The sequence below is a fragment of the Streptomyces coelicoflavus genome (assembly GCF_003112555.1).
GTDB lineage: Bacteria > Actinomycetota > Actinomycetes > Streptomycetales > Streptomycetaceae > Streptomyces > Streptomyces coelicoflavus.
Genome location: NZ_BEWB01000009.1, coordinates 385,343 through 408,470 on the forward strand (window position 1 = coordinate 385,343; position 23,128 = coordinate 408,470).

Consider the following 23,128-nt stretch of genomic DNA (forward strand, 5'->3'; position numbering starts at 1 on the left):
CCGCCGAGCGGCGCGCCGGCGGGACGGCCGCCCGCCGGCCACCGCCCGCCGGCACCCCCGGCTCAGGCGCCGCAGGACCGCAGGAACTTCCGGGTGCGCACCGCGATGGGCAGCGGCTTGTCCGGCTCGCAGGGGTACATGTCCTGCTCGACGATGGCGAAGAGGTCCACGCCGAGTTCCTGGGCCGCCGTGAGCACCGGGCCCAGCTCCGGCACGCCGCCGGGCGGCTCGCACATCACGCCGCGCTGCACCGCCGGCCCGAACGGCACCCCGCCCTCCCGCACCCCGGCGAGGATCTCCGGGTCGACCTGCTTGAGGTGGAGGTAGCCGATGCGCTCGCCGTAGGTCTCGATCAGCTTGACGCTGTCGCCGCCGCAGTAGGCGTAGTGACCGGTGTCCAGGCACAGGTTGACGAGGTCGGAGTCGGTGGCGTCGAGGAAGCGCTCGACGTGCTCCTCGGTGTCGATGTGGGTGTCGGCGTGCGGGTGGACGACGATGTCCAGGCCGTAGGTCTCCCGCACCTCGCGGCCGAGGCGTTCCATGCCCCGGGTGAGGTGGGTCCACTGCTCGCCGGTCAGCTCCGGCGGTTCCAGGATCTCGGCGGTCTTGTCGTCGCGCCAGAAGGACGGGATGACGACGAGGTGATTCGCGTCCATCGCCCGGGTGAGGGCGGCGACGCGGCCGACCTGCTCCCAGGTGGCGTCCCACTCGGAGGGGCCGCGGTGCAGCCCGCAGAAGATGGTGCCCGCGGAGACCTTCAGGCCGCGCCGGGTCACCTCGTCGGTGAGCCGGGCCGGGTCGGTGGGGAGGTAGCCGTAGGGGCCCAGCTCGATCCAGTCGTAGCCGGCCTCGGTGACCTCGTCCAGGAACCGTTCCCAGGGGACCTGTTGGGGGTCGTCGGGGAACCAGACGCCCCAGGAGTCGGGGGCCGAGCCGACGCGGATGCGGTCGAGGGCAGAGGGCATGCTCAGGCCTTCCCTTCGGCGGTGCCGGATGCGGTGCTGTCGGACACGGCGGCGTCGGACTCGGCGGCGTCGGTCCTCTCGGCAGTATCGGGTGCGGCGGCCTTCGCCGCAGCGGCCGCGTCGTCGGGGAGCGCCTCCACGTCGACGCCGCCGACCTGCGCCAGCTCGTGCTTGAGGGCGGCCAGTTCGGCGCCGCCCGCCATGTGGTTGGTGAGCGCTTCGAGGGTGATGTCGGCGCGCGCGGCGCTGAGCTCGAGGGTGCCCAGGCGCAGCACGCTGAAGTGGTCGCCGACCATGTAGGCGTGGTGGGGGTTGTGGGTGATGAAGACGACGCCGAGGCCGCGTTCGCGGGCGGCGGCGATGTACTTGAGCACCACGCCGGACTGCTTGACGCCGAGGGCGGCGGTGGGCTCGTCGAGGATGAGGACGCGGGCGCCGAAGTAGACGGCGCGGGCGATGGCGACGGACTGGCGCTGGCCGCCCGAGAGGGTGCCGATGGGCTGTTCGAGGTCGTCCAGGACGATGCCCATGTTGCGCAGTTCCTCGTCGGCGGTCCGCTTCATGCGGGCGATGTCGAGGCGGCGCACGGGCCAGGGGCCCTTGGTCATCTCGGAGCCGAGGAAGAAGTTCCGCCACACCGGCATCAGCGGGACGGTGGCGAGGTCCTGGTACACCGTGGCGATGCCGCGGTCGAGGGCGTCGCGCGGGCTGCCGAAGCGCACGGCCTCGCCGTCGACGAGGAATTCGCCCTCGGTGTGCTGGTGCAGCCCGGAGATGATCTTGATGAGGGTGGACTTGCCGGCACCGTTGTCACCGAGCACGCAGGTCACCCTGCCGGGGTGGACGGCGAGGTCGACGCCGTGCAGGGCGCGGATGTTGCCGTACGCCTTGCCGGCATCGCGCAGTTCCACGAGGGGACGGCCCCGCTCGGGCGCGGGGTCGGCCAGGACGGTGCCGTGGGTGCCGGGGGTTCCGTCGGTGCGAGGGGTCCCGGGGGTCTTGCTGGTCATTTCCGATCACCTCCGGGTCGCGGCGCGGCGGACGTACAGGTTGATGAGGACGGCGCCGAGGAGCATCACGCCGAGGAAGGCCTTGAACCAGTCCGGGTTCCAGCCCGCGAAGACGATGCCCTGGTTCACGATGCCGAACATGAAGGCGCCGAAGACGGGGCCGATCGCGGAGCCGTAGCCGCCGGTCAGCAGACAGCCGCCGATGACCGCGGCGGCGATGAAGATCAGCTCCTGGCCGACGCCCTCACCCGACTGCACGGTGTTGAAGGAGAACAGCTGGTGCATGCCGACGAACCAGGCGCCGAAGCCGACCAGCATGAACAGTGTGATCTTGGTGAAGGTGACCGGCACGCCGACCGCGCGGGCGGACTCCTGGCTGCCGCCGACGGCGAAGATCCAGTTGCCGTACTTGGTGCGCAGCAGCACCCAGGTGGCGAGGGCGGCGAAGACCAGCCACCACACGACCGTGATCTTCACCTCGACGCCGCCCACGTCGAAGGAGGAGGCGAACAGGGCCTTGGCCTGGTCGAAGCCGTCCATGTCGCTGATGTTGTCGGTGGCGACGTTGCCGGTGACGAGCTTGGTGACCGCGAGGTTGACGCCCTGGAGGACCAGGAAGGTGGCCAGCGTGACCAGGAAGCTCGGCAGTCCGGTCTTCACCAGCACCCAGCCGTTGAAGGCGCCGACGGCGAGCGAGACCACGAGGGCGACGATCACGCCCATCCAGACGTTCATGGTCAGCTGGTAGCTGAGCATGGCGGCGGTGAGCGCCGAGGTGACCACGGCGACACCGGCCGACAGGTCGAACTCGCCGCCGATCATCAGCAGGGCGACGGGCAGCGCCATGATGCCGATGGTCGACGACTGGTACAGCACCGTCGCCATGGAGCCGCCGTCGCGGAGCGTGGGGGCGGCGATCAGGAAGAAGACGAACACGGCGACCGCGCCGAGGAAGACCCCGACCTCGGGCCGGGCGAGCAGCCGCAGCGCCAGGGGGCGTTCACGGGTGCGTCCGTCGGTCTCCTTGGGGCCGGGGGCCGGCGGTGCGACCACCGCCGGCTCAGCCTGTGGGGCCATGCTCATCACCGGGTGCCCTTCGAGGCGAACTCGGCGACGGCCTTCACGTTGGACTTGTCGACGAAGGCCGGGCCGGTCAGCACCGGCTGCTCACCGCCGCCGCTGTAGTTGCCGTTGTTCTTGTAGAGCCACAGTCCGTCGACGGCGAGGTAGCCCTGGAGGTAGGGCTGCTGGTCGACGGCGAACTCGATGTCACCCTTCTCGATGGCGCCGGTCAGTTCCTTGTTGAGGTCGAAGGTGGCGACCTCGGCCTTGCTGCCGGACTCGTCCACGGACTGCACGGCGGTCATGGCGAAGGGGGCGCCCAGCGTGACGAGGTGGTCGATGTCGCTGCTCTGCTTGAGCTTGGCGGTGATGGTCGACTTCACCGAGGGCATGTCGGTGCCGTTGACGTAGAGGTTCTCGATGGACCCCTCGAAGGTCTTCTTCACGCCGTCGCAGCGCTGGGTCAGACCGACGTTGCCCTGCTCGTGGATGACGCAGACGGCCTTCTTGGCACCGTCCTCGTTGAGCCGCTTGCCGAGCGCCTCGCCCGCCACGCTCTCGTCCTGGCCGAAGAACTCCATCAGGCCGAGCTTCTGCCAGTCCGCCAGACCGGAGTTGAGCCCGACCACGGGTATGCCGGCCTTCTCCGCCTTGGCGAGGACGCTCTTGAGGGCGTCCGGCTTGGCGAGGGTGACGGCGATGCCGTCGACCTTCTGGTCGATCGCGTTCTGCACCAGGTTGGCCTGGTTGCCCGCGTTCGGGTCGGCCGAGTAGACGAGCTTGACGTTGTCCTTGTCGGCGGCGGCCTGGGCGCCCTTGCGGACGATGTCCCAGAAGGTGTCGCCGGGTGCCTGGTGGGTGACCAGGGCGACGGTCATGCGGGGGGTGTTCGCCTTGCCCGCGGATGCCCCCGAGTCGCCTTCCTCGTCGGCCTTCTTGCCGCCCGAGCTGCTGGAGCAGCCGGCGAGGGTCAGGGCCGCGGCGGCGGCGAGGGCCACGGCGGGGGCGAATCTGCGGGAGCGGGCGTGCGAAGAGCGGTCCATCTTTTCCTGCACCTCACTGTGCGACTGTGCGACGGGAGAGCCGTGTACCAGACCCGGGTGCCGGACCCGAGAAGAATGGCTGTTGCTGCGCTGGGACCGGATACAAGTCCTTGTGACGCCCACTGTCAATACTTTGTCAAGACATCATTTCACTCGCAGGTCCGAATGTAAGTACAAAGTCTTGACAGTGTCGTCCGGGAGTCATACACCTGGGAGGCGGCAGGCCCCCGCCCAGCCAAAGGAGCGTCGCACATGGCCGAGTCAGTCCCGCGTTTCGATCTGATCACGATGGGCCGCATCGGGGTCGACCTCTACCCTCTCCAGACGGGCGTGCCCCTGGCCGAGGTTGAGACCTTCGGCAAGTTCCTCGGCGGATCGGCCTCCAACGTGGCGGTCGCCGCCGCCCGGCTCGGCCGCACGGCGGCCGTCATCACCCGCACGGGCGACGACCCCTTCGGGGCCTATCTGCACGGCGCGCTGAAGGAGTTCGGCGTCGACGACCGCTGGGTCACCCCGGTCGCCGCGTACCCGACCCCGGTGACGTTCTGCGAGATCTTCCCGCCGGACGACTTCCCGCTGTACTTCTACCGCCGCCCCAAGGCCCCGGACCTGGAGATCCACCCGGAGGAGCTGGACCTGGACGCGGTCCGCGCGGCCTCGATCTTCTGGATGACCGGCACCGGGCTGAGCGAGGAGCCGAGCCGTACGGCGACGCTGGCGGCGCTCGCCCACCGTGCGAAGTCCGGCACCACGGTCTTCGACCTGGACTGGCGCCCCATGTTCTGGACCGACCCCGACGAGGCCCGCCCGTACTACGCCGAGGCGCTCGGGCACGCGACCGTCGCGGTCGGCAACCTGGACGAGTGCGAGATCGCCACGGGCGTGCGCGAACCCCGGGCCTGCGCCGAGGCACTGCTGGCGGCCGGTGTGGAGCTGGCCGTCGTCAAGCAGGGTCCGAAGGGTGTCCTCGCCGTCCACCGCGACGGCCGGTCCGCCGAGGTGCCGCCGGTCCCGGTCGAGGTGGTCAACGGCCTCGGCGCGGGCGACGCGTTCGGCGGGTCCCTGTGCCACGGTCTGCTCTCCGGCTGGGAGCTGGAGCGGATCATGCGGTACGCCAACGCGGCCGGCGCCCTCGTCGCCTCCCGCCTCGCCTGTTCCTCCGCGATGCCCACCGAGGCGGAGGTCGACGACCTCCTCGCGCGAGCCACTCCCTGAACGGAGCCACGTCTTGTCCCCCAGCATCTCCAGCATCCCGGACCTCACCGCGGTCAGGGCCCGGCACCCGGAGGCGATCGCCGAGGCCGCGGCCCGCCGGGTGCGCCGCCCGCTGATCGGCGACTCCGGCCGCCTGATGATCGTGGCCGCCGACCACCCGGCGCGCGGCGCGCTCGGCGTCGGCGCCCGCGGGCTCGCCATGGCCAACCGGGCCGACCTGCTGGAACGCCTGTGCACCGCGCTGTCCCGCCCCGGCGTCGACGGGGTGCTGGCCACCGCCGACGTCCTCGAGGACCTGCTCCTGCTCGGGGTGCTGGAGAACAAGGTCGTCATGGGATCGATGAACCGGGGCGGCCTCGCGGGCGCCGCCTTCGAGATGGACGACCGCTTCACCGGCCACCGCGCCGAGGACATCGACCGGCTGCGCTTCGACGCGGGCAAGCTGCTGCTGCGCATCGACTACGACGACCCCGGCTCACTGGACACGATGGAGGCGAGCGCCCGGGCGGTCGACGCCATGGCGGCACGTGGACTGCCCCTGTTCGTCGAGCCGTTCATCTCCCGCCGGGTCGACGGGCGGGTCCGCAACGACCTGTCCGCCGAGGCCGTCACCCGGTCCATCGCCATCGCCTCGGGCCTCGGCGGCACCTCCGCCTACACCTGGCTGAAACTGCCCGTCACCCACGACCCGGACGACATGGCGGAGGTCCTGGAGACCTCCACGCTGCCCGCCGTCCTGCTCGGCGGCGACATAGGCGGCTCCCCCGCGGACCAGAGCGCGGCCTACGAACGCTGGCGCAAGGCCCTGAGGCTCCCCACCGTGCAGGGCATGGTGGTCGGCCGCTCGCTGCTCTACCCGGCCGAGGGCAGCGTGGAACAGGCGGTGGACACGGCCGTCGGACTGCTGTGAACGAGGAGAGGCGGAGGAGCAGGGGATGACGTATCACCTTCCCGCGGGCAAGGCCGCTGCGGACGGCCCGTACGCCGTGGACGTGACACCCGAGAGCGCGGGCTGGGGCTACTCCAGCCTGCGCGTGGTGAACCTGCCGCCCGGCGGCGGCCACACCTTCGACAGCGGCGGGAGCGAGTGGATCGTCCTGCCGCTGAGCGGCGGCTGCACGGTCGGGGTCGCCGACGACTCCGGCGAGGACACCTTCGAACTCACCGGCCGGGACAGCGTGTTCGGCGGCGTGACCGACTTCGCGTACGTGCCGCGCGACGCCCGTACGACGGTGACGTCCGCCGGCGGCGGCCGGTTCGCCCTGACCGGCGCCCGCTGCACCCGGCGCCTGCCCGCCCGGTACGTCCCGGCGTCCTCGGTCCCGGTGGAGCTGCGCGGCACGGGGAACTGTTCGCGGCAGGTCAACAACTTCGGCGCGGCAGGGGTGTTCGAGTGCGACAGGCTGATCGCGGTCGAGGTGCTCACCCCGGGCGGCAACTGGTCCTCCTTCCCGCCCCACAAGCACGACGAGCACCGGCCCGGCGAGGAGTCGGTGCTCGAGGAGATCTACTACTTCGAGTTCACGGACCACGACGGCATCCCGGGCCTCGGCTACCAGCGCGTCTCCCCCTCCGGCCGGGGACAGGGCACGGACGTGCTGGCCGAAGTGCGCAACGGGGACGTCGTACTGATCCCCGACGGCTGGCACGGACCGTCGATGGCGGTCCCCGGCCACCACATGTACTACCTCAACGTCATGGCCGGCCCGGAGCCCGAGCGCGCCTGGCTGATCAGCGACCACCCCGACCACGCCTGGATCCGGGACACCTGGCCCGACCAGCCGGTCGACCCCCGACTCCCGCTCTACACCGCACCGGAGAGGTCCGCATGAGCGTCGCCGCCACCCGCCGACTGACCACCGCCCAGGCCCTGGTGCGCTTCCTGGCCGCGCAGTACACCGAACGCGACGGCGCGCGGCACCGCCTGATCGCGGGTACCTGGGGCATCTTCGGCCACGGCAACGTGGCCGGCCTCGGCCAGGCACTCGTCGAGTACCGCGAGGCGATGCCGTACCACCAGGGCCGCAACGAGCAGGCCATGGTGCACGCGGCCGTCGGCCACGCCCGCCAACTCAACCGCCTGTCCGCCCAGGCCGTGACGACCTCCATCGGCCCTGGCGCCACCAACCTGGTCACCGGCGCCGCCCTCGCCACGGTCAACCGCCTGCCGGTCCTGCTCCTCCCCGGCGACTACTTCGCCTCGCACGCCGCCGACCCGCTGCTCCAGCAGCTGGAGCATCCCGTCGAGGCCGACGTGTCGGTCAACGACGCCCTGCGGCCCGTGTCCCGGTACTTCGACCGGATCACCCGCCCCGAGGCGCTGCTCGCCTCCGCGCTCAAGGCGATGCGCGTACTGACCGACCCGGCGGAGACCGGCGCGGTCACCCTCGCGCTGCCGCAGGACGTGCAGGCCGAGGCGTACGACTGGCCGGAGGAGTTCTTCGCCGACCGGATCTGGCGGGTACGCCGCCCCGCGCCCGACCCGGCGGAACTGGCCGAGGCCGTCCAGGCGATCCGCTCCGCCGCCCGCCCGCTGATCGTCGCGGGCGGCGGCGTCCACCACAGCGAGGCCGAGGGGGCCCTGAGGACGCTGGTGGACGCCACCGGTATCCCGGTCGCCTCCACCCAGGCCGGAAAGGGCGCCCTGCGCCACGACCACCCGGCCGACCTCGGCGGCATCGGCCACACCGGCACCGCGGTGAGCGACGAACTCGCCCGCACCGCCGACCTGGTGATCGGCGTCGGCACCCGCTACTCGGACTTCACCACCGCCTCGGGCACCCTCTTCCAGCACCCGGGCGTCCGCTTCCTGAACCTCAACATCACCGCCTTCGACGCCCACAAGCTCGCCGCCGGCACCCTGGTGTGCGACGCGCGGGCCGGGCTCACGGCGCTGGCGGAGGCCCTGCCCGGCCACCGCGTGGACGCGGCCTACGAGACGGAGTACCGCGCCGGGAAGGCCCGTTGGGAGGAGACGGTCGAGGCCGTCTTCCGGGCCAACGACGACGGCGCGGTGCCGACCCAGACGCAGGTGCTGGGCGCGCTGGACGCGGTGGTCGGCGACGAGGACGTGGTGATCAACGCGGCCGGGTCGCTCCCCGGCGACCTGCACAAGCTGTGGCGGGCCCGCTCCCCGCGCCAGTACCACCTGGAGTACGGCTACTCCTGCATGGGCTACGAGATCCCGGCCGCGCTCGGCGTCCAGCAGGCCGCGCCCGGCACCCCCGTGTGGGCCCTGGTCGGCGACGGCACGTACCTGATGAACCCGACGGAGATCGTCACGGCCGTCCAGGAGAACCTGCCGGTGAAGCTGGTCCTCGTCCAGAACCACGGCTACGCGTCCATCGGCGGCCTGTCCGAGTCGGTGGGCGCCGAGCGCTTCGGCACCGACTACCGCCACCGCGTCGCCGACGGCTCCTTCACCGGCGCCCCGCTCCCCGTCGACCTCGCCGCCAACGCGGCCAGCCTCGGCATGGACGTCCTGCGCGCCAAGACGGTGCGGGAGCTGCGCGAGGCGCTGACGACGGCGCGGGCGGCGACCCGCCCGACGTGTGTGTACGTCGAGACGGCGCCCGCGCGGACCGCTCTCCCGGCGGAGGCCTGGTGGGACGTGCCGGTGGCCGAGGTGTCGGGGCGCGAGGCCGCCACCGGCGCGCGGAAGAGCTACGAGCGCGCGGTCGCCGACCGCCGCCACCACCTCTGACCGCTCCGCCCGCCGCCCCGACACACATCACCCACCCAAGGGAGGTAGGTCCATGGCGAAGACCGGCGACCCCGCACGTGCCGTGACCGCCCCCGCGACCGGCGCCCTGGACTTCGCCCTGGACCGGGGCAGTCCGGTGCCGCTCTACTACCAGCTGGCCCAGCAGCTGGAGGCGGCGATCGAGCACGGCGTCCTCGCACCGGGGAACCTGCTGGGCAACGAGGTCGACCTCTCCGTCCGCCTCGGCCTGTCCCGGCCCACGGTCCGGCAGGCCATCCAGTCCCTGGTCGACAAGGGGCTCCTGGTGCGGCGGCGCGGGGTCGGCACCCAGGTGGTGCACAGCCAGGTCAAGCGCCCCCTGGAACTGAGCAGCCTCTACGACGACCTGGAGGCGGCCGGGCAGGGCCCGGGCACCCGGGTGGTGCGCAACGAGGGCGTCCCGGCCGCCGCCGAGGTCGCGGCGGCCCTCGGCGTCGCGGAGGGCGCCGAGGTCACCGTCCTCGAACGACTGCGCCTCACCCACGGCCAGCCGGTGGCGATGCTGTGCAACTACCTTCCGGCGGGCCTGCTGGAACTCGACGACGCCCGGCTGGAGTCGACCGGCCTGTACCGGATGATGCGCGCGTCCGGCATCACCCTGCACAGCGCCCGCCAGACCGTCGGCGCCCGCATCGCCTCCCCCGGCGAGGCCGAACGCCTCGGCGAGACGGAGGGCGCCGCACTGCTCACCATGCAGCGCACCGCGTACGACGACACCGGCCGGGCGGTCGAGTACGGCACACACGTCTACCGCGCGTCCCGGTACGCGTTCGACTTCCAGCTCCTGGTCAGGAACTGACCGGACGGCCCGAGCCGCGACCGCGCGGCATAGGCTGGCGCGGGTGAACAGGCGAAAGCACAAGAAGCTGTCCCGGCGGCTCACCGACGCCGCGCTCGTCGGTGACCAGTCGCGGGTGCGGGCGGCGCTGCGGGCCGGGGCACCGGCCGAGACGGCGGACCCGGCGGGGAGCACCCCGCTGTACCTCGCGTCCGTGAACGGGGACGCCGGCATCGTCCGCGTGCTGCTCGCGGCCGGGGCCCGGCCCGACACGGAGAGCGGGATCGGCTCGGAGGGCACACCGCTGTGCGGGGCCGCCTGCTGGGGGCACGTCGAGGCGGTCCGCGCACTCCTCGAGCACGGAGCCGACCCGAACCTGCGCGAGGACCACGGCACCGGCTGGACGCCGCTGGAGTGGGCCTCGCACGGCTCGCACCAGGAGACGGTGGACCTGCTCGTCGCGGCGGGGGCGCGGCCCCGGGACTGACCGCCGGCGGGAACCGTGCGCCGTCCAGCACCGTTGCTGACGGGCCGTGGTCGCGGCGATGCCCTGTCGGCCGCCGCCGGCCAGGGCACGTGAACGGGCCGTGGCTGCTTCGACCTCTTCCTCGATCCACGCGGTCTTGGCCCTCAGCTGCTTGGCCAACTCCTGGACCGGGAAGTTGTCCAGGGCGAGTTCGCACTCACTTTCGCGACCTGTCGTTGTGCCAGCGCTGGACCATGTGACCCGCCGCCATCCGCTGCACCGGCATCGTGGCATCGCGCGCGGCCGAGCGCTGCACGGTGGACGGAGCCAGGCGCGCGTCCTGGGTGGAGAGGGGCACGCCAAGGCGTGCCGAGTCCCGATCCTCGTCGGGTGTCCTGCCTGGATGTCGCGTGCGCATGGAAAAGAGCCCGTCCGGAAATCACAGCCGTCCTACTGACCTACGTGTTCCGACGCCGGTCGGGGGAAGGGCTCTTCGGGCAGCGTTTCGGGCACCGGATCATCCCGCTGTGCGCCGAAGCCTGCGGTCACTCCAACCTCGAGCACCGCAGCCCGATCGTGCTGAAACTGGTCAGGGGCCGTTTCAGATCTCTCTGAAACGGCCCCTGACCTGCGACTCTTATGAGTCGGGACGACAGGATTTGAACCTGCGACCCCTTGACCCCCAGTCAAGTGCGCTACCAAGCTGCGCCACGTCCCGGTGTGCTCACACGCGGTGCACCGCGTGATCACGCGACAGCACTTTACCCCACACACCGGGCCGCGCCTAAGCGGGCTCGGGCGAGGGACAATCGGTGCCATGGACAGCCCTGCCGACAGCCCCATGGACCGCACCGCCCAGGACCGCCCGGTGGAGGGACGGGACCGCGACGACGAGGGCCGGGCCCGCAACGCACGGCCGCGGGACGGGCTCGGGCGGCCGTTGCCGTACGGCGCCGACGGCGTGCCGCGCCAGCCCGAGGGGGTCGTACGGGCCCCGGACGAGACGGTCGCCGAAGCGCAGCGGCTGCTGGACGACGGGAAGCCGTTCCACGCGCACGAGGTGTTCGAGGACGCCTGGAAGTCGGGGCCGGAGGAGGAGCGGGAGCTGTGGCGGGGGATGGCGCAGCTGGCCGTCGGGCTCACGCACGCGGCGCGCGGCAACGTCACCGGCGGAGCCAGGCTGCTGCGGCGCGGGGCGGGCGCCGTGACCGGGTGGGCGGCGTCGGGGGCCGGGCGGGAGCGGCCGTACGGGATGGACCTCGATTCGGTCGCCGGGTGGGCCCGGCGGCTCGCGGGCGACGTGGAGGGCGGGATGTCCGTGGACGCGGCGGTGCGGGCGCCCCGGCTGCGGGGATGAAGGCCGCCGGGGCAGCCCGGCCGGGGCGTTGCCGGTGACGTACGGCAGACTCGGGGCGTGCGGACTATTCATGTGATCGGTATCGGCGCGGGCGACCCCGAGCAGCTCACCCTCCAGGCGGTCGGGGCGCTGCGGAGCACGGACGTGTTCTTCGTCCTGGACAAGGGCGAGGCGAAGGCCGACCTGGTGCGGCTGCGCCGGGAGATGCTGGAGACGCACGTACCGGAGGGCACGTACCGGATCGTCGAGGCGCGCGACCCCGAGCGGGACCGGAGCGCGGGCGGCGCGGCGTACTCCCCCGCCGTCGGGGACTGGCGCAGCGCCCGCGCCGGCATCTACGAGCGGCTGATCGCCGAGGAACTGGGCGAGGACGAGAGCGGCGCGTTCCTGGTGTGGGGCGACCCCGCGCTGTACGACAGCACGCTGGGCATCCTGGAGGAGATCCTGGAGCGCGGCTCGGTGACGTTCGCGTACGACGTGGTGCCCGGCATCAGCAGTGTCTCCTCGCTGGTCGCCCGGCACCGGACGGGACTGAACCGGGTGGCGCGCCCGGTGCAGATCACCACGGGGCGACGGCTGGCCGAGGGCTTCCCCGAGGACGCGGACGACGTCGTCGTGATGCTGGACGCCCACCAGGCCTTCCGGCGGTATGCGGACCAGGACATCGACATCTACTGGGGCGCCTACCTGGGCACCCCGGACGAGATCCTCGCCTCCGGCCCGATCGCCGAGGCCGCGCCCCGCATCGAGCGGCTGCGTGCCGAGGCGCGGGAGCGCAAGGGGTGGATCATGGACACGTATCTGCTGCGGCGCAACCCCGGGGACCGCTGACCGGGGCCGCCGACCGGCTCCTCGGACGCACCCGGGCGGACCGTCCCCGCATGCGTGGCCGGTGCACCGGTGTGATCGTGGCCGCGTGACAGTCGCCGAGGAAGCGCCACGGACCGCCGCCGCCCAGCCGCCCGTGCTGGACCGGCGGCGCCGCAACGTCGTCTTCGTCACGATCATGCTCGGCATGCTGCTCGCGGCCCTGGACCAGACGATCGTGGGCACCGCGCTGCCGACGATCGTGTCGGACCTGGGCGGCGCCGAGCACATGTCGTGGGTGGTCACCTCGTACCTGCTCGCGGAGACCGTGGCGACGGTCCTGGTCGGCAAGTTCGGCGACCTGTTCGGCCGCAAGGTGGTCTTCCAGGTGTCCGCGGTCGTGTTCATCACCGGCTCCTTCCTGTGCGGGCTGGCGACGAACATGCCGCTGCTGATCGTCTGGCGCGCGGTGCAGGGCGTCGGCGCGGGCGGCCTGATGGTGACGGCGATGGCGCTGATCGCGGACGTCATTCCGCTGCGGGAGCGCGGCAAGTACCAGGGCGCGATCGGCGCGGTGTTCGGCGTCGCGACGGTCATCGGGCCCCTGCTCGGCGGGCTGTTCACCGACCACCTGTCCTGGCGCTGGGCGTTCTACGTCAACGTGCCCATCGCGGTCGTCGTGGTGATCGCCGCCGCCCGCACCATCCCGGTGGTGAAGTCGGCGGCCCGCCCCGTGATCGACTACCTGGGCATCGCGCTGGTCGCGGTCGGGGCGAGCGCGCTGATCCTGGCGACGAGCTGGGGCGGCAACGAGTACGCGTGGGGCTCGGCGGTGATCGTCGGCCTGTTCGCGGGCGGACTGCTCGCACTCGGCCTGTTCTGCTGGGTGGAGACCCGCGCGGCCCAGCCGATGCTGCCGATGCGGCTGTTCTCCAACCCGGTGTTCACGGTCTGCTCGGTCCTCAGCTTCATCGTCGGCTTCGCGATGCTGGGCGCGCTGACGTACCTGCCGACGTATCTGCAGTACGTCGACGGCGACTCGGCCACGGTCTCCGGGGTGCGGACGCTGCCGATGGTGGCGGGGCTGCTGATCGCCTCGGTGTTCAGCGGCAACGTGGTCAGCAAGACGGGGCGCTACCGGCTGTTCCCGATCGTGGGCACGCTGGTGATGGGCGTGGGCCTGTATCTGATGTCGCTGATGGGCGCGTCCACGGGCGCGGGGCTCGAGTCGCTGTACATGTTCGTCCTCGGCACGGGGATCGGCCTGTCCATGCAGGTGCTGACCATCGCCGTGCAGAACACGGTCGAGTACTCCGATCTCGGCACCGCGACCTCCGGCGTCACCTTCTTCCGCACGCTGGGCAGTTCCTTCGGCACCGCCGTGTTCGGCACGATCTACGCCAACACGCTGGGCCCCAACCTGCGCGACGGGGTCGCGGCGGCGGCCCGCACCGGCGCCGCGGACCCGTCGGTGATCGGCCGGGCGGCGACCAGCCCCGAGGGCGTGCACCGGCTGCCGCCGCGGGCGTCGGCGCCGATCGTCGGCGCGTACGCGGACACCATCCAGACGGTCTTCCTGTGGACGGTGCCGGTGGCCGTCCTGGGTTTCGTCGTTGCCCTGTTCCTCAAGCAGGTCCAGCTGCGCGACAGTGCCCGGGCGGGTTCCACGGACATGGGCGAGGGCTTCGCCTCGCCGCACGACGCGAGCAGCAGGCGGACCCTCGAGGCCTCCGTCGGGAAGATCATCGGCGGTACGGAGCTGGACACCGCGCGCCGGATCGTCGCGGACAGCGACACACGGCTGGATGTCGCCGGCGCCTGGGCGGTGATGCAGGTGGACCTGTTCACGCGGCTGGTCGGGCACGCCAGCCTCGGTCTGATCGCGGCTCGCCGGCGGCTGCCGCCGGAGGTACTGCTGCCGGTCTTCGACCGGATGGTGGAGGAGGGGTTCCTCACCCGGCACGGCTCCCTGCTCTCCCACACCGACGCGGGCGCCCGCGAGGCGCTGGTGATCGGCCGGGCGTGGGCGACCTGGCTGGAGGACCGGGTGGAGCGGGACATCGGGCGCCCCACGGACGCGGAACTGCGCGCCGCGGTGGACGCCATCGCCAAGCGTCTGCTGGTGGAGGACCTCAGCAGCGGTCTCCCGCAGCGGGTCAGGCGAGCAGGAGCTGGAGACCGCCCACAACCGTCGCCGCGATCACCAGACGTTCGAACAGGCGCTGGTTGATCCGGTTCACGGCCCATCTGCCGAGCAACGCGCCGGGCACCACGAAGACGACCAGCGCCGCGTCGAGCAGCAGCGAGTGGCCGTCGATCAGGCCGAGGCCCGCACTGAAGGGGAGCTTGGAGACGTTGACGATCAGGAAGAAGAACGCCGACGTGCCCAGGAAGCCGAGTTTCCGGAACCCCGCGGACAGCAGGTACATGGACATGACCGGGCCGCCCGCGTTGGCGACCATCGTGGTGAACCCGCCCAGGACGCCGTACGAGCGGGCCTTCACCCGGCCGGCGCGCGAGGCGGTCTCCTCGTCGGGCTGTTCGCCCGCGTCGGCCCGCCGCCGGCGCCACACCGTCACCCCGGCCATGAACAGCAGGATCACGCCGATCGACGTGCGCACGACGGCGTCGTCGGCCCACACCAGGAAGAGGGTGCCGACGGCCACGCCCACCCCGACCGCCGGGAACAGCCGCCACAGGGTGGGCCAGTGCGCGTGGCGCCGGTAGGTGAGGACGGCGAGGACGTCACCGGCGATCAGGATCGGCAGCAGGACTCCGGTGGAGGCGCGGGCGGGCAGGAACGCCGCGAAGATCGCGAGGCTGACCGTGTTGGCACCGCTCACCGCGGTCTTGGAGAAGCCGACGAGCAGCGCCGCGAAGGCGAGGGCGGCGAACTCCCAGCCGGTGAGGTGCCAGAGCGTGATGGTGTCCATTGCGGGGACCGATGCTATGCGCACGCGTCCGGGGCCGTAAGCACCGTCTCGCCCATTGATCCTTAGCGGTCGGTGTACGTCGCCCGCAGCTCCCGCTTCAGGACCTTCATGCTCGGCCCGAGCGGCAGTTCGTCGGCGAACTCCACCCGGCGCGGGTACTTGTGCCGCCCGAGGTGCTGCCTGGACCACTCGGTGACCCCGGCGGCGTCCGGCACCGCGTCGGGCGTCGTGCCGGGGGCGCGCACGACCACGGCGCAGACCTCCTCGCCGTGCAGTTCGTCCGGGAGTCCGATGACCGCGACCTGGGCGATGCCGGGGTGGCGCATCAGCACCTCCTCGACCTCCCGCGGATAGACGTTGTAGCCGCCGCGGATGATGACGTCCTTCTTGCGGTCGACGATCCTGAGGAACCCGTCCTCGTCCTTGGTGCCCAGGTCCCCGGTGCGGAACCAGCCGTCGACCAGCGCCTCGGCGGTGGCCTCGGGGCGGCCGAGGTAGCCGGAGAAGACGTTGTGGCCGCGGACGACGACCTCGCCCAGCTCGCCGGGCGGCAGCAGTTCCACCGCGTCCTCGACCTCCGCGCGGGCGATCTCCACGTCGACGCCCCAGAGCGGGTGGCCGATGGTGCCGGGCCTGGCGCCGAACACCGGCTGGTTCACGGCGGCGGCCGGAGAGGTCTCCGACAGCCCGTACCCCTCGTAGATCTTCGCCCCGAAGGCCTCCTCGAACCGTTCGAGGACGGCCACCGGCAGCGAGGCGCCGCCGGAGATGCACACCCGCAGCTCCGGCAGGGCCGCGGCCCCGGCCGCCGCGGCGGCGAGGGCGACGAACATGGTCGGCACCCCGTGGAAGGTGTTGACGCCCTCCTTGACCATCAGCTCGATCGCGCGCGCCGCGTCGAAGCGCGGCAGCAGGACGAGGGTCGCGCCCGCCCGCCAGGTGGAGTTGAGGGAGACGGTCTGGCCGAAGGCGTGGAAGAGCGGCAGTGCGCCGAGCGCCACGTCGTCGGGCCGGATGTCGTTGGCGTCGAAGGCGTTGACCGTCGCGTTCATCACCAGGTTGAAGTGGCTGAGCACGGCGCCCTTGGGGACGCCGGTCGTGCCGCTGGTGTAGAAGACGACGGCCGGGTCGTCGGCGTTCCGGGTGACGTACGAGGGCAGCGGTTCGGCGTCGGCGGCGAGCCTGCCGAACTCGGCCTCGTCGCCGAGCGTGAGCATGCGCACGCCGGTCGCCCGGGCGGCGGCGGCCCCGGTCTCCGCCTGCGCCGGGTGGCACAGCAGCAGGGTGGCACCGCTGTCGCGCAGGACGTGCTCGACCTCCGCCGCCGACAGCAGCAGATGCACCGGCACGACGACGGCGCCGGCCGCGGCGACGGCGTAGTAGGCCTGCGGGAAGTCGGCGGTGTTCGGTGCCATCAGCGCCACCCGGTCCCCCGGCCGGACGCCCAGGCCGACGAGGGCACCGGCCTGGGCTCGGGCCCGCCGCCACACCTCGGCGAAGGTCAGCCGCAGGTCGCCCTCGACCAGCGCCTCCTTGTCGGGACGGCGCCGGGCGTTCTCGGCGAGGACGGCGGCGACGGAGAGGGTTGCCATGGGGTGTTGCTCCGTTTCCTTGCTGCGGCTTCCTTGCTGCGGCTTGCTTGCTGCGGCTGTGCAGAGGGGGGCGGCTCTGTGGCCGAGGCGGGCCTAGTGACGTTCGACGAGGACCGCGCTGCCCTGCCCCACGCCCACGCACATCGTGGCCAGTCCGCGGCCGGCCCCCGTGCGGCGCATGCGGTGGAGCAGGGTGGTGAGGATGCGGGCGCCGGAGCAGCCGAGCGGGTGGCCCAGCGCGATGGCGCCGCCGGTGGGGTTGACCAGGTCGGGGTCGATGCCGAGTTGGTCGACGCAGGCGAGGGCCTGGGCGGCGAACGCCTCGTTGAACTCGGCCTCCGCGAGGTCGCCGACGCTCCAGCCGGCCCGGGCCAGGACCTTGCGGGTGGCGGGGACCGGGCCGATGCCCATGACGTCCGGGTGGACGCCGGCCGAGCCGCCCGCGACATAGCGGCCCAGCGACTCCAGGCCGAGGTCGTTCAGGGCCTCCTCGCTGACCAGCAGAAGTCCGGCGGCGCCGTCGTTCATCGGGGAGGCGTTGCCCGCGGTGACCGTGCCCCCGGGGCGGAAGACGGGCTTGAGGCGGCCCAGCTTCTCCAGCGAGGTGTCCTCACGGACGCACTCGTCGGTGTCGACGACCACGCCGTCGGGCCGCTCGACGGGGAGGATCTCGTCGTCGAAGTGGCCGTTCTTCCGGGCCTCGGCGGCCAGGCGGTGGCTGCGCAGGGCGAACTCGTCCTGGCGTTCGCGCGGGACGCCGTACCGCTCGGCGACCTCCTCGGCGGTCTCGCCCATGGCGAGCAGGCCGTGCAGGTCCTTCATCGCGGGGTTGACCAGGCGCCAGCCGAGCCGGGTGTCGGCGGTCTCGATGCGGTGCGGCAGCGCCTCGTCGGGGCGGGGCAGGACGAAGGGGGCGCGGCTCATCGACTCGGAGCCGCCCGCGAGCACGACATCGGCCTCACCCGCGGCGATGGTGCGGGCGGCGGTGGTGACGGCCTCGAGGCCGGAGGCGCAGAGCCGGTTCACGGTGGCGCCCGGCACGGTCTCGGGCAGCCCGGCGAGCAGCGCAGCCATCCGGGCGACGTTGCGGTTGTCCTCACCGGCCTGGTTGGCGGCGCCCCAGTACACGTCGTCCACCCGGGCCGGGTCGAGCGCGGGGACGTCGGCGACCAGGCCCCGGATCACCGCGGCGGCGAGGTCGTCGGGCCGTACGGCCGACAGGGAACCGCGCAGCTTGCCGATCGGGGTGCGGCGGGCGGCCGCGAAGTGGACGGGACGCACGTGGGGACTCCTGACCGTCGTCGCGCGGTCACCGGACGGCGCACCGCCGTCGCGTCGACCACCGCGAACCTTGATGAGCACTACCCTTAATTAGCACTGCTAGTTTTGGACTATAGACCGCCGGACGCCGTCCTGGGAAGATCCCCCTGACAACGGACAACGGACAACGGACAACGGACAACGGACGACCGTCACCGACGCAGCCGGAGGAGACATGGCCGAGACCCGCGAGCACACCCTGACCGGAACGCGGGGACGGATCACCGTCCGCGAGTGGCCCGCCGCAGGCCCCCGCTACGTCGCGCTGCTGGTCCACGGCTACGGCGAGCACTCCGGCCGCTACGAAGAGGTGGCCGGCGTCCTCACCGGCCACGGCGCGGCCGTCTACGCCCCGGACCACACCGGGCACGGACGCTCGGAGGGCGAGCGGGTGGTGGTCGAGGACTTCGAGGACGTGGTCACCGACGTGCACGCCGTGGCCGAGCTCGCCCGGGCCGCGCATCCCGGACTGCCGGTCGTCATGGTCGGACACTCCATGGGCGGTCTCATCGCCTCCCGCTACGCCCAGCGCCACCCCGGCGAGCTGACGGCGCTGGTGCTGTCGGGGCCCGTCATCGGCGACTGGGAGCTGCCGCGCCGGCTGCTCGCCCTGGAGGAGATCCCCGACACACCGATCAGCCCGGCCTCGCTCTCCCGCGACCCGGCGGTGGGCGCGGCGTACGCGGCGGACCCGCTGGTCTGGCACGGACCGATGAAGCGGCCGACCCTGGAGGCGTTCGTGCGGACGCTGGAGACCGTGGCCAAGGGCGGTGACGTCGGCCGGCTGCCCCTGCTGTGGGTGCACGGCGACGACGACCGGCTGGTGCCGCTGCCCGGCAGCCGCGTCGGCGTCGAGCCGCTGAGCGGCGGGAACCTGACCGAGCGGATCTACCCGGGCGCCCGGCACGAGCTCTTCAACGAGACCAACCGGGCGGAGGTCTTCGCGGACGTCACGCGCTTCCTGGACGGCGTGCTCGCCGGCTGACGCGGCGGGGCCCCGGGCGCCGGGGTCCAGCGGGCGTTTGTCCCCCGCTCCCCTTGGGCACCCGCGCCCGCATGGAGTGGTTGCGCCGCGCCGCCTGCGTGGATGAGGACCCCGATCTGTTCTTCCCGGTGGGCACCGCCGGGCCCGCCCTGCGGGACACGGCGGCCGCCAAGCGGGTCTGCGCCGGATGCCCGGTGACCCCCGAGTGCCTGGCCTTCGCCCTGGAGTCGGGGCAGACGTCGGGCGTGTGGGGCGGCACCGACGAGGCGGAGCGCGTCGCACTGCTCCGGCTGACCACGCAGTACGCACGTACGCACGACGAAATGAGGGACACCTCATGGCCGACGCCCTCGAACTCGACGCGCTGTGGGAGGACTTCCACCGCGTGGTGAACATGACCTCCGCGGAACTCGCCGACTGGCTCCGGGTGCGCGACTCCGGCGAGCTCACCGAACCGCTGCCGGACGACGCCGGGCCGCCGCTGGGACAGCACGTCCTCGCCATCCTTCAGAAGCGGCGCACCGACCTGACGGAGGACGACCTGCGGGCGATGCGCAAGGTCGTGGACACCGTGACCTCGCAGACCGACCTGGAGAACGAGCCCGAGTCCGAGGACACCCGCCTGCGGCACCGGCTCATGACGGTCGGTCACGACCCGCTGAAGCCGTAGCCGTGAGCGGCGGCCAACGGCGGATCGTGCGCGAACTCGTCGGCGCGCACGGGCAGACGTACGCCGACGAGGCGGGCATCCGGCTGAAGGACACCCCGCAGCCGCTGTACCGGCTGCTGGTCCTCGCGCACCTGCTCAGCGCCCGCATCAGCGCCTCCATCGCCGTCGCCACCGCCCGTGCGCTCAGCGAGGCGGGGCTGCGCGACCCGCGCCGCATGGCCGGCGCCGACTGGCAGGAACGGGTGGACGCGCTCGGACGGGGCGGCTACCGGCGCTACGACGAGCGCACCGCCACCCAGCTCGGCGAGGGCGCGGAACTGCTGACCGAGCGGTGGGGCGGCGACCTGCGCAGGCTGCGCGACGAGGCGGAGGGTGACGTGCCGGGCGTGCGGCGGCTGCTCCAGGAGTTCCCCGGAGTGGGTCCGACCGGCGCGGACATCTTCCTGCGGGAGGCCCAGCTGGTCTGGCCCGAGGCGGCCCCCTACCTGGACCGCAAGGCCCTCCAGGGCGCCGAGCGCCTCGGTCTGCCCGGTGACCCGGACCGGCTCCTGGCCCTGGCCGGGAAGGCGGAACCGGCCGTCCTCGCGGCCGCCCTGGTGCGCGCGGCGGTGGACAAGGACGTCGCCGAGCAGACCCTCGACCACGCGGCCTGACCGAACGGGCCGGCCCCGCGGGCGCACCGGCGCAGGTGGCCGCTCCTCACCCGGACAGCCCCCTGCGCTGGTGTGCCCCCGGCCCCGGTGATGCGCTGAGGACACCGTTTCCCGTCCCAGGAGGCATCCCGCGATGAGCCGTCGTCCGTCCCACCCCGTCCGTCTCCTGGCCTCCGCCCTGGCGGCGGGCGCGCTGCTGACCACCGCCGCCTGCTCGGACGGCGGGGGTGCGGACGGCGCCTCGGACACCGCCGCCGAGCAGGCCGGGATCGCCGAGCGGAACGCGGCGAAGCAGACCCCGAGCGGTTCCCCCACGACGTCCCCGACCGGCTCACCCAGCGCCTCCCCGGGCACCCTCACCGAGTCCGGCGCCAAGGCCGCCCTGCTCACCGAGGCCGACCTGGAGGGGGACTGGAACCAGGTCGAGGACGCGGACAAGTGGCGCGACCGGCTGCTCGTCGGCGAGGTCGACGTGGCCGCCTTCCTCTCCGCCAAGGCCGAGGCCGCGGAGTGCCAGCAGCTGATCGACGGGCTCTACCGCGACAACCTGCTGGGCGAGCCGTCGGGAACGTCCGCGCTCGCCGGCTTCGAGCAGGGTGACTCCCGCCTCCTGGAGCAGGTCGCAGGCTACGACCGCGCCGGCCTCGACGACCGTCTGAAGTGGCTGGACTCGCTGCCGCAGACGTGCGACGAGTTCACCGTGACCGACTCCGACGGCAACAAGCGCACGGTCCAGGTGACCGAGGCCTCGGTGCCCGACGTCGGCGACGCCCGCGAGGGCGTGCACGTGACCGTGCAGGGAAGCGCCGACGCCACCCCGGTCACGCTCACCCTGGACATCGCCGCCGTACGCGTCGGCACCTCCGCCCTCACCGTCACCAGCGGCGGCCTGGACGGCTGGCAGGCCTCCTCCGTCGAGCGCGGCGTACGCCAGGGCACCGAGCGCCTCCAGACCGTCCTGGACGGCGGGACCCCCTCGCCGCAGCCCACCAACCTGGACTGACGTCCACCGCGGCATCCCGGGCGGCTTTCACCGCGTCGTGCGCACATCCGGCGAAACCCGGACAGGGTGATCACCGGACGGCACAATGGTCCGCGACGGACGGCGCACGCGCGAAGGAGCCGAGACGTGAGCGACAGCGACCCCGTGCCCGGCGGGCGCCCCGGTGAGGTCGAGCGGGCCACCGCGCTGAGCGGCGAGCTGACCGGGCAGGGGGTGCACGGCGTCGTGCTGGCGTACGTCGACACGGCCGGGATCACGCGGGTGAAGACCGTGCCCACCGCGAAGCTCGCCTCCGCCTCGGCCTGGGGCGTCGGCATGTCGCCGGTGTTCGACACCTTCCTCGCCGACGACTCGATCGTCACCACGGACGTCCTCGGCTCCCCCGACGGCGACCTGCGCCTCTACCCCGACCTCGACCGGCTGACCGTGCTGGCGGCACAGCCCGGCTGGGCGTGGGCCCCGGTCGACCGGATCACGCAGGAGGGCGCACCGCATCCGGCGTGCGGACGCACCGTCCTGCGCCGGACCGCGGCCGGGGCCGCCGAGCGGCACGGCGTCACCTTCAGGGCCGCCGTCGAGATCGAGTGGGTGGTGGGCCGGGACGACGCGGACGGCGACGCGTTCGTCCCGGCGGTGTCCGGACCGGCGTACGGAGCCGCCCGGCAGATCGAGCTGAGCGACTGCGCCGCCGACCTGCTGGCGGCGCTCGCGGCGCAGGGCGTGGACGTGGAGCAGTTCCATCCCGAGTACGCGGCGGGGCAGTTCGAGATCTCGGTGGGCGCGCTCGACCCGGTGACGGCGGCCGACCACAGCGTGCTCGTGCGGCAGACGATCCGGGCCGTGTCCCGGCGGCACGGGCTGCGCGTCTCCTTCGCCCCGGCGGTCCTCGGCCAGGGCGTCGGCAACGGCGGGCACCTCCACCTCTCCGCCTGGCGCGGCGGAACGAACCTGCACGCGGGCGGTGCGGGCCGGTACGGCATGACCCCTGAGGCCGAGTCCTTCGTGGCCGGAGTCCTAGGCCGCCTCCCGGCGCTCACGGCGATGACCGCGCCGAGTCCGGCCAGCCGGCTGCGGCTGCGCCCCTCTCAGTGGGCGGGGGTGTTCACCGCCTGGGGCAGGGAGACCCGCGAGGCGGCGCTGCGGATCGTCACCGGCACCGCGGGGATCCGCGACCGCGCGGCGAACCTGGAGGTCAAGCCGGTCGACCTCGCCGCCAATCCCTACCTCGCCCTCGCCTCGGTGATCGCCGCCGGCCTGGACGGGCTCGCCTCGTCGGCGCCGCTGCCCGAGGAGATCACCGGCGACCCGGCCCTGCTCGACCCCGCCGACGCGGCGGCCCGGGGCGTGCGGCGGCTGCCGGTCACGCTCGCGGAGTCGGTGGCGGCGTTCCGCGCGGACGAAGTGCTCAGGACCGCCCTGGGCCCGGTGCTGGCCGACGCGGTGGTCGCCGTACGCCTCGGCGAGGCCGGGGCGGTCGAGGGGCTGGACGACGAGGGCGTTGCGGCGGCCTACCGCTGGAAGTACTGA

The 23,128-nt window shown here is 72.8% G+C and carries 22 protein-coding genes and 1 tRNA gene; 15 read left to right on the forward strand and 8 right to left on the reverse strand.

What is annotated here, in order from left to right; translation table 11 throughout:
• Nucleotides 1–62: 62 nt before the first annotated feature.
• The 4 genes from Sco07f_RS23525 to Sco07f_RS23540 are packed head-to-tail and all read right to left on the reverse strand — an operon-like array spanning nt 63 to nt 4,080.
• Nucleotides 63–965 carry a sugar phosphate isomerase/epimerase family protein gene (locus Sco07f_RS23525; protein ID WP_108989100.1) on the reverse strand — a complete coding sequence of 301 codons (903 nt, stop codon included), beginning with the start codon at nt 963–965 and terminating at the stop codon, nt 63–65.
• Between the two features lie 2 nt (nt 966–967).
• A complete protein-coding gene (locus Sco07f_RS23530) occupies nt 968–1,975 on the reverse strand; it encodes an ATP-binding cassette domain-containing protein (RefSeq protein WP_108989101.1) in 1,008 nt (335 codons plus the stop codon).
• Nucleotides 1,976–1,981: 6 nt separating this feature from the next.
• A complete protein-coding gene (locus Sco07f_RS23535) occupies nt 1,982–3,058 on the reverse strand; it encodes an ABC transporter permease (RefSeq protein WP_007389142.1) in 1,077 nt (358 codons plus the stop codon).
• Nucleotides 3,058–4,080, reverse strand: coding sequence for a sugar ABC transporter substrate-binding protein (locus Sco07f_RS23540; protein WP_108989102.1), 1,023 nt, complete (start codon nt 4,078–4,080; stop codon nt 3,058–3,060). Before Sco07f_RS23540 ends, Sco07f_RS23535 begins: the two co-directional genes overlap by 1 nt.
• Nucleotides 4,081–4,332: 252 nt before the next feature.
• Between Sco07f_RS23540 and iolC the strand changes: the two genes are divergently transcribed.
• From iolC to Sco07f_RS23570, 6 genes are read left to right on the forward strand one after another with little or no spacing between them, the layout of a single operon-like run.
• On the forward strand, nt 4,333–5,295 hold the full coding sequence (gene iolC / locus Sco07f_RS23545; RefSeq protein WP_007389140.1) for a 5-dehydro-2-deoxygluconokinase: 963 nt from the start codon (nt 4,333–4,335) through the stop codon (nt 5,293–5,295).
• Between the two features lie 13 nt (nt 5,296–5,308).
• The gene (locus tag Sco07f_RS23550) at nt 5,309–6,205 is read left to right on the forward strand and encodes a Cgl0159 family (beta/alpha)8-fold protein (protein WP_054101918.1); all 897 of its coding nucleotides are present in this window, start codon (nt 5,309–5,311) and stop codon (nt 6,203–6,205) included.
• A gap of 25 nt (nt 6,206–6,230) precedes the next feature.
• The gene (gene iolB, locus Sco07f_RS23555) at nt 6,231–7,127 is read left to right on the forward strand and encodes a 5-deoxy-glucuronate isomerase (protein ID WP_108989103.1); all 897 of its coding nucleotides are present in this window, start codon (nt 6,231–6,233) and stop codon (nt 7,125–7,127) included.
• Nucleotides 7,124–8,998 carry a 3D-(3,5/4)-trihydroxycyclohexane-1,2-dione acylhydrolase (decyclizing) gene (gene iolD, locus Sco07f_RS23560; RefSeq protein ID WP_108989104.1) on the forward strand — a complete coding sequence of 625 codons (1,875 nt, stop codon included), beginning with the start codon at nt 7,124–7,126 and terminating at the stop codon, nt 8,996–8,998. The genes iolB and iolD overlap by 4 nt, the downstream gene beginning before the upstream one ends.
• 52 nt (nt 8,999–9,050) lie before the next feature.
• Nucleotides 9,051–9,836, forward strand: a complete 786-nt coding sequence (locus Sco07f_RS23565) for a GntR family transcriptional regulator (protein ID WP_007389178.1) — start codon at nt 9,051–9,053, stop codon at nt 9,834–9,836.
• Between the two features lie 43 nt (nt 9,837–9,879).
• Nucleotides 9,880–10,302: an ankyrin repeat domain-containing protein gene (locus Sco07f_RS23570; RefSeq protein ID WP_108989105.1), complete on the forward strand. Its 423-nt coding sequence runs from the start codon at nt 9,880–9,882 to the stop codon at nt 10,300–10,302.
• Between the two features lie 623 nt (nt 10,303–10,925).
• Here Sco07f_RS23570 and Sco07f_RS23575 read toward each other — a convergent pair.
• Nucleotides 10,926–10,999: transfer RNA gene (locus Sco07f_RS23575), tRNA-Pro, on the reverse strand.
• 99 nt (nt 11,000–11,098) lie between these two features.
• Here Sco07f_RS23575 and Sco07f_RS23580 point away from each other — a divergent pair.
• The 3 genes from Sco07f_RS23580 (at nt 11,099) to Sco07f_RS23590 (ending at nt 14,675) form a co-directional block, all read left to right on the forward strand.
• Nucleotides 11,099–11,638 carry a DUF309 domain-containing protein gene (locus tag Sco07f_RS23580; protein WP_108989106.1) on the forward strand — a complete coding sequence of 180 codons (540 nt, stop codon included), beginning with the start codon at nt 11,099–11,101 and terminating at the stop codon, nt 11,636–11,638.
• 57 nt (nt 11,639–11,695) lie between these two features.
• On the forward strand, nt 11,696–12,469 hold the full coding sequence (cobF, locus tag Sco07f_RS23585) for a precorrin-6A synthase (deacetylating) (RefSeq protein ID WP_042822700.1): 774 nt from the start codon (nt 11,696–11,698) through the stop codon (nt 12,467–12,469).
• Nucleotides 12,470–12,554: 85 nt separating this feature from the next.
• Nucleotides 12,555–14,675: an MDR family MFS transporter gene (locus tag Sco07f_RS23590; RefSeq protein ID WP_167468184.1), complete on the forward strand. Its 2,121-nt coding sequence runs from the start codon at nt 12,555–12,557 to the stop codon at nt 14,673–14,675.
• Here Sco07f_RS23590 and Sco07f_RS23595 read toward each other — a convergent pair.
• The 3 genes from Sco07f_RS23595 to Sco07f_RS23605 all read right to left on the reverse strand — a co-directional run bounded on the left by Sco07f_RS23595 (nt 14,602) and on the right by Sco07f_RS23605 (nt 18,251).
• Nucleotides 14,602–15,378 (reverse strand): sulfite exporter TauE/SafE family protein, encoded by a 777-nt coding sequence (locus Sco07f_RS23595; RefSeq protein WP_007389137.1) that lies wholly within the window; start codon nt 15,376–15,378, stop codon nt 14,602–14,604. The genes Sco07f_RS23590 and Sco07f_RS23595 overlap by 74 nt on opposite strands.
• 62 nt (nt 15,379–15,440) lie before the next feature.
• Nucleotides 15,441–16,970, reverse strand: coding sequence for a long-chain-fatty-acid--CoA ligase (locus Sco07f_RS23600; RefSeq protein WP_087788666.1), 1,530 nt, complete (start codon nt 16,968–16,970; stop codon nt 15,441–15,443).
• Nucleotides 16,971–17,063: 93 nt separating this feature from the next.
• Nucleotides 17,064–18,251, reverse strand: coding sequence for a thiolase family protein (locus Sco07f_RS23605; protein ID WP_007389092.1), 1,188 nt, complete (start codon nt 18,249–18,251; stop codon nt 17,064–17,066).
• 214 nt (nt 18,252–18,465) lie between these two features.
• On the opposite strand from Sco07f_RS23605, the gene Sco07f_RS23610 reads away from it, so the two are divergent.
• The 6 genes from Sco07f_RS23610 (at nt 18,466) to Sco07f_RS23635 (ending at nt 23,128) form a co-directional block, all read left to right on the forward strand.
• On the forward strand, nt 18,466–19,275 hold the full coding sequence (locus Sco07f_RS23610; RefSeq protein WP_108989108.1) for an alpha/beta hydrolase: 810 nt from the start codon (nt 18,466–18,468) through the stop codon (nt 19,273–19,275).
• Between the two features lie 71 nt (nt 19,276–19,346).
• On the forward strand, nt 19,347–19,667 hold the full coding sequence (locus Sco07f_RS23615; protein ID WP_007389087.1) for a WhiB family transcriptional regulator: 321 nt from the start codon (nt 19,347–19,349) through the stop codon (nt 19,665–19,667).
• Nucleotides 19,613–19,945, forward strand: coding sequence for a DUF3140 domain-containing protein (locus Sco07f_RS23620; RefSeq protein ID WP_007389086.1), 333 nt, complete (start codon nt 19,613–19,615; stop codon nt 19,943–19,945). The genes Sco07f_RS23615 and Sco07f_RS23620 overlap by 55 nt, the downstream gene beginning before the upstream one ends.
• A 2-nt stretch (nt 19,946–19,947) precedes the next feature.
• On the forward strand, nt 19,948–20,598 hold the full coding sequence (locus tag Sco07f_RS23625) for an HhH-GDP family DNA glycosylase (protein ID WP_087788668.1): 651 nt from the start codon (nt 19,948–19,950) through the stop codon (nt 20,596–20,598).
• Between the two features lie 133 nt (nt 20,599–20,731).
• The gene (locus Sco07f_RS23630; RefSeq protein ID WP_108989109.1) at nt 20,732–21,601 is read left to right on the forward strand and encodes a hypothetical protein; all 870 of its coding nucleotides are present in this window, start codon (nt 20,732–20,734) and stop codon (nt 21,599–21,601) included.
• A gap of 126 nt (nt 21,602–21,727) precedes the next feature.
• Nucleotides 21,728–23,128: a type I glutamate--ammonia ligase gene (locus tag Sco07f_RS23635; protein WP_108989110.1), complete on the forward strand. Its 1,401-nt coding sequence runs from the start codon at nt 21,728–21,730 to the stop codon at nt 23,126–23,128.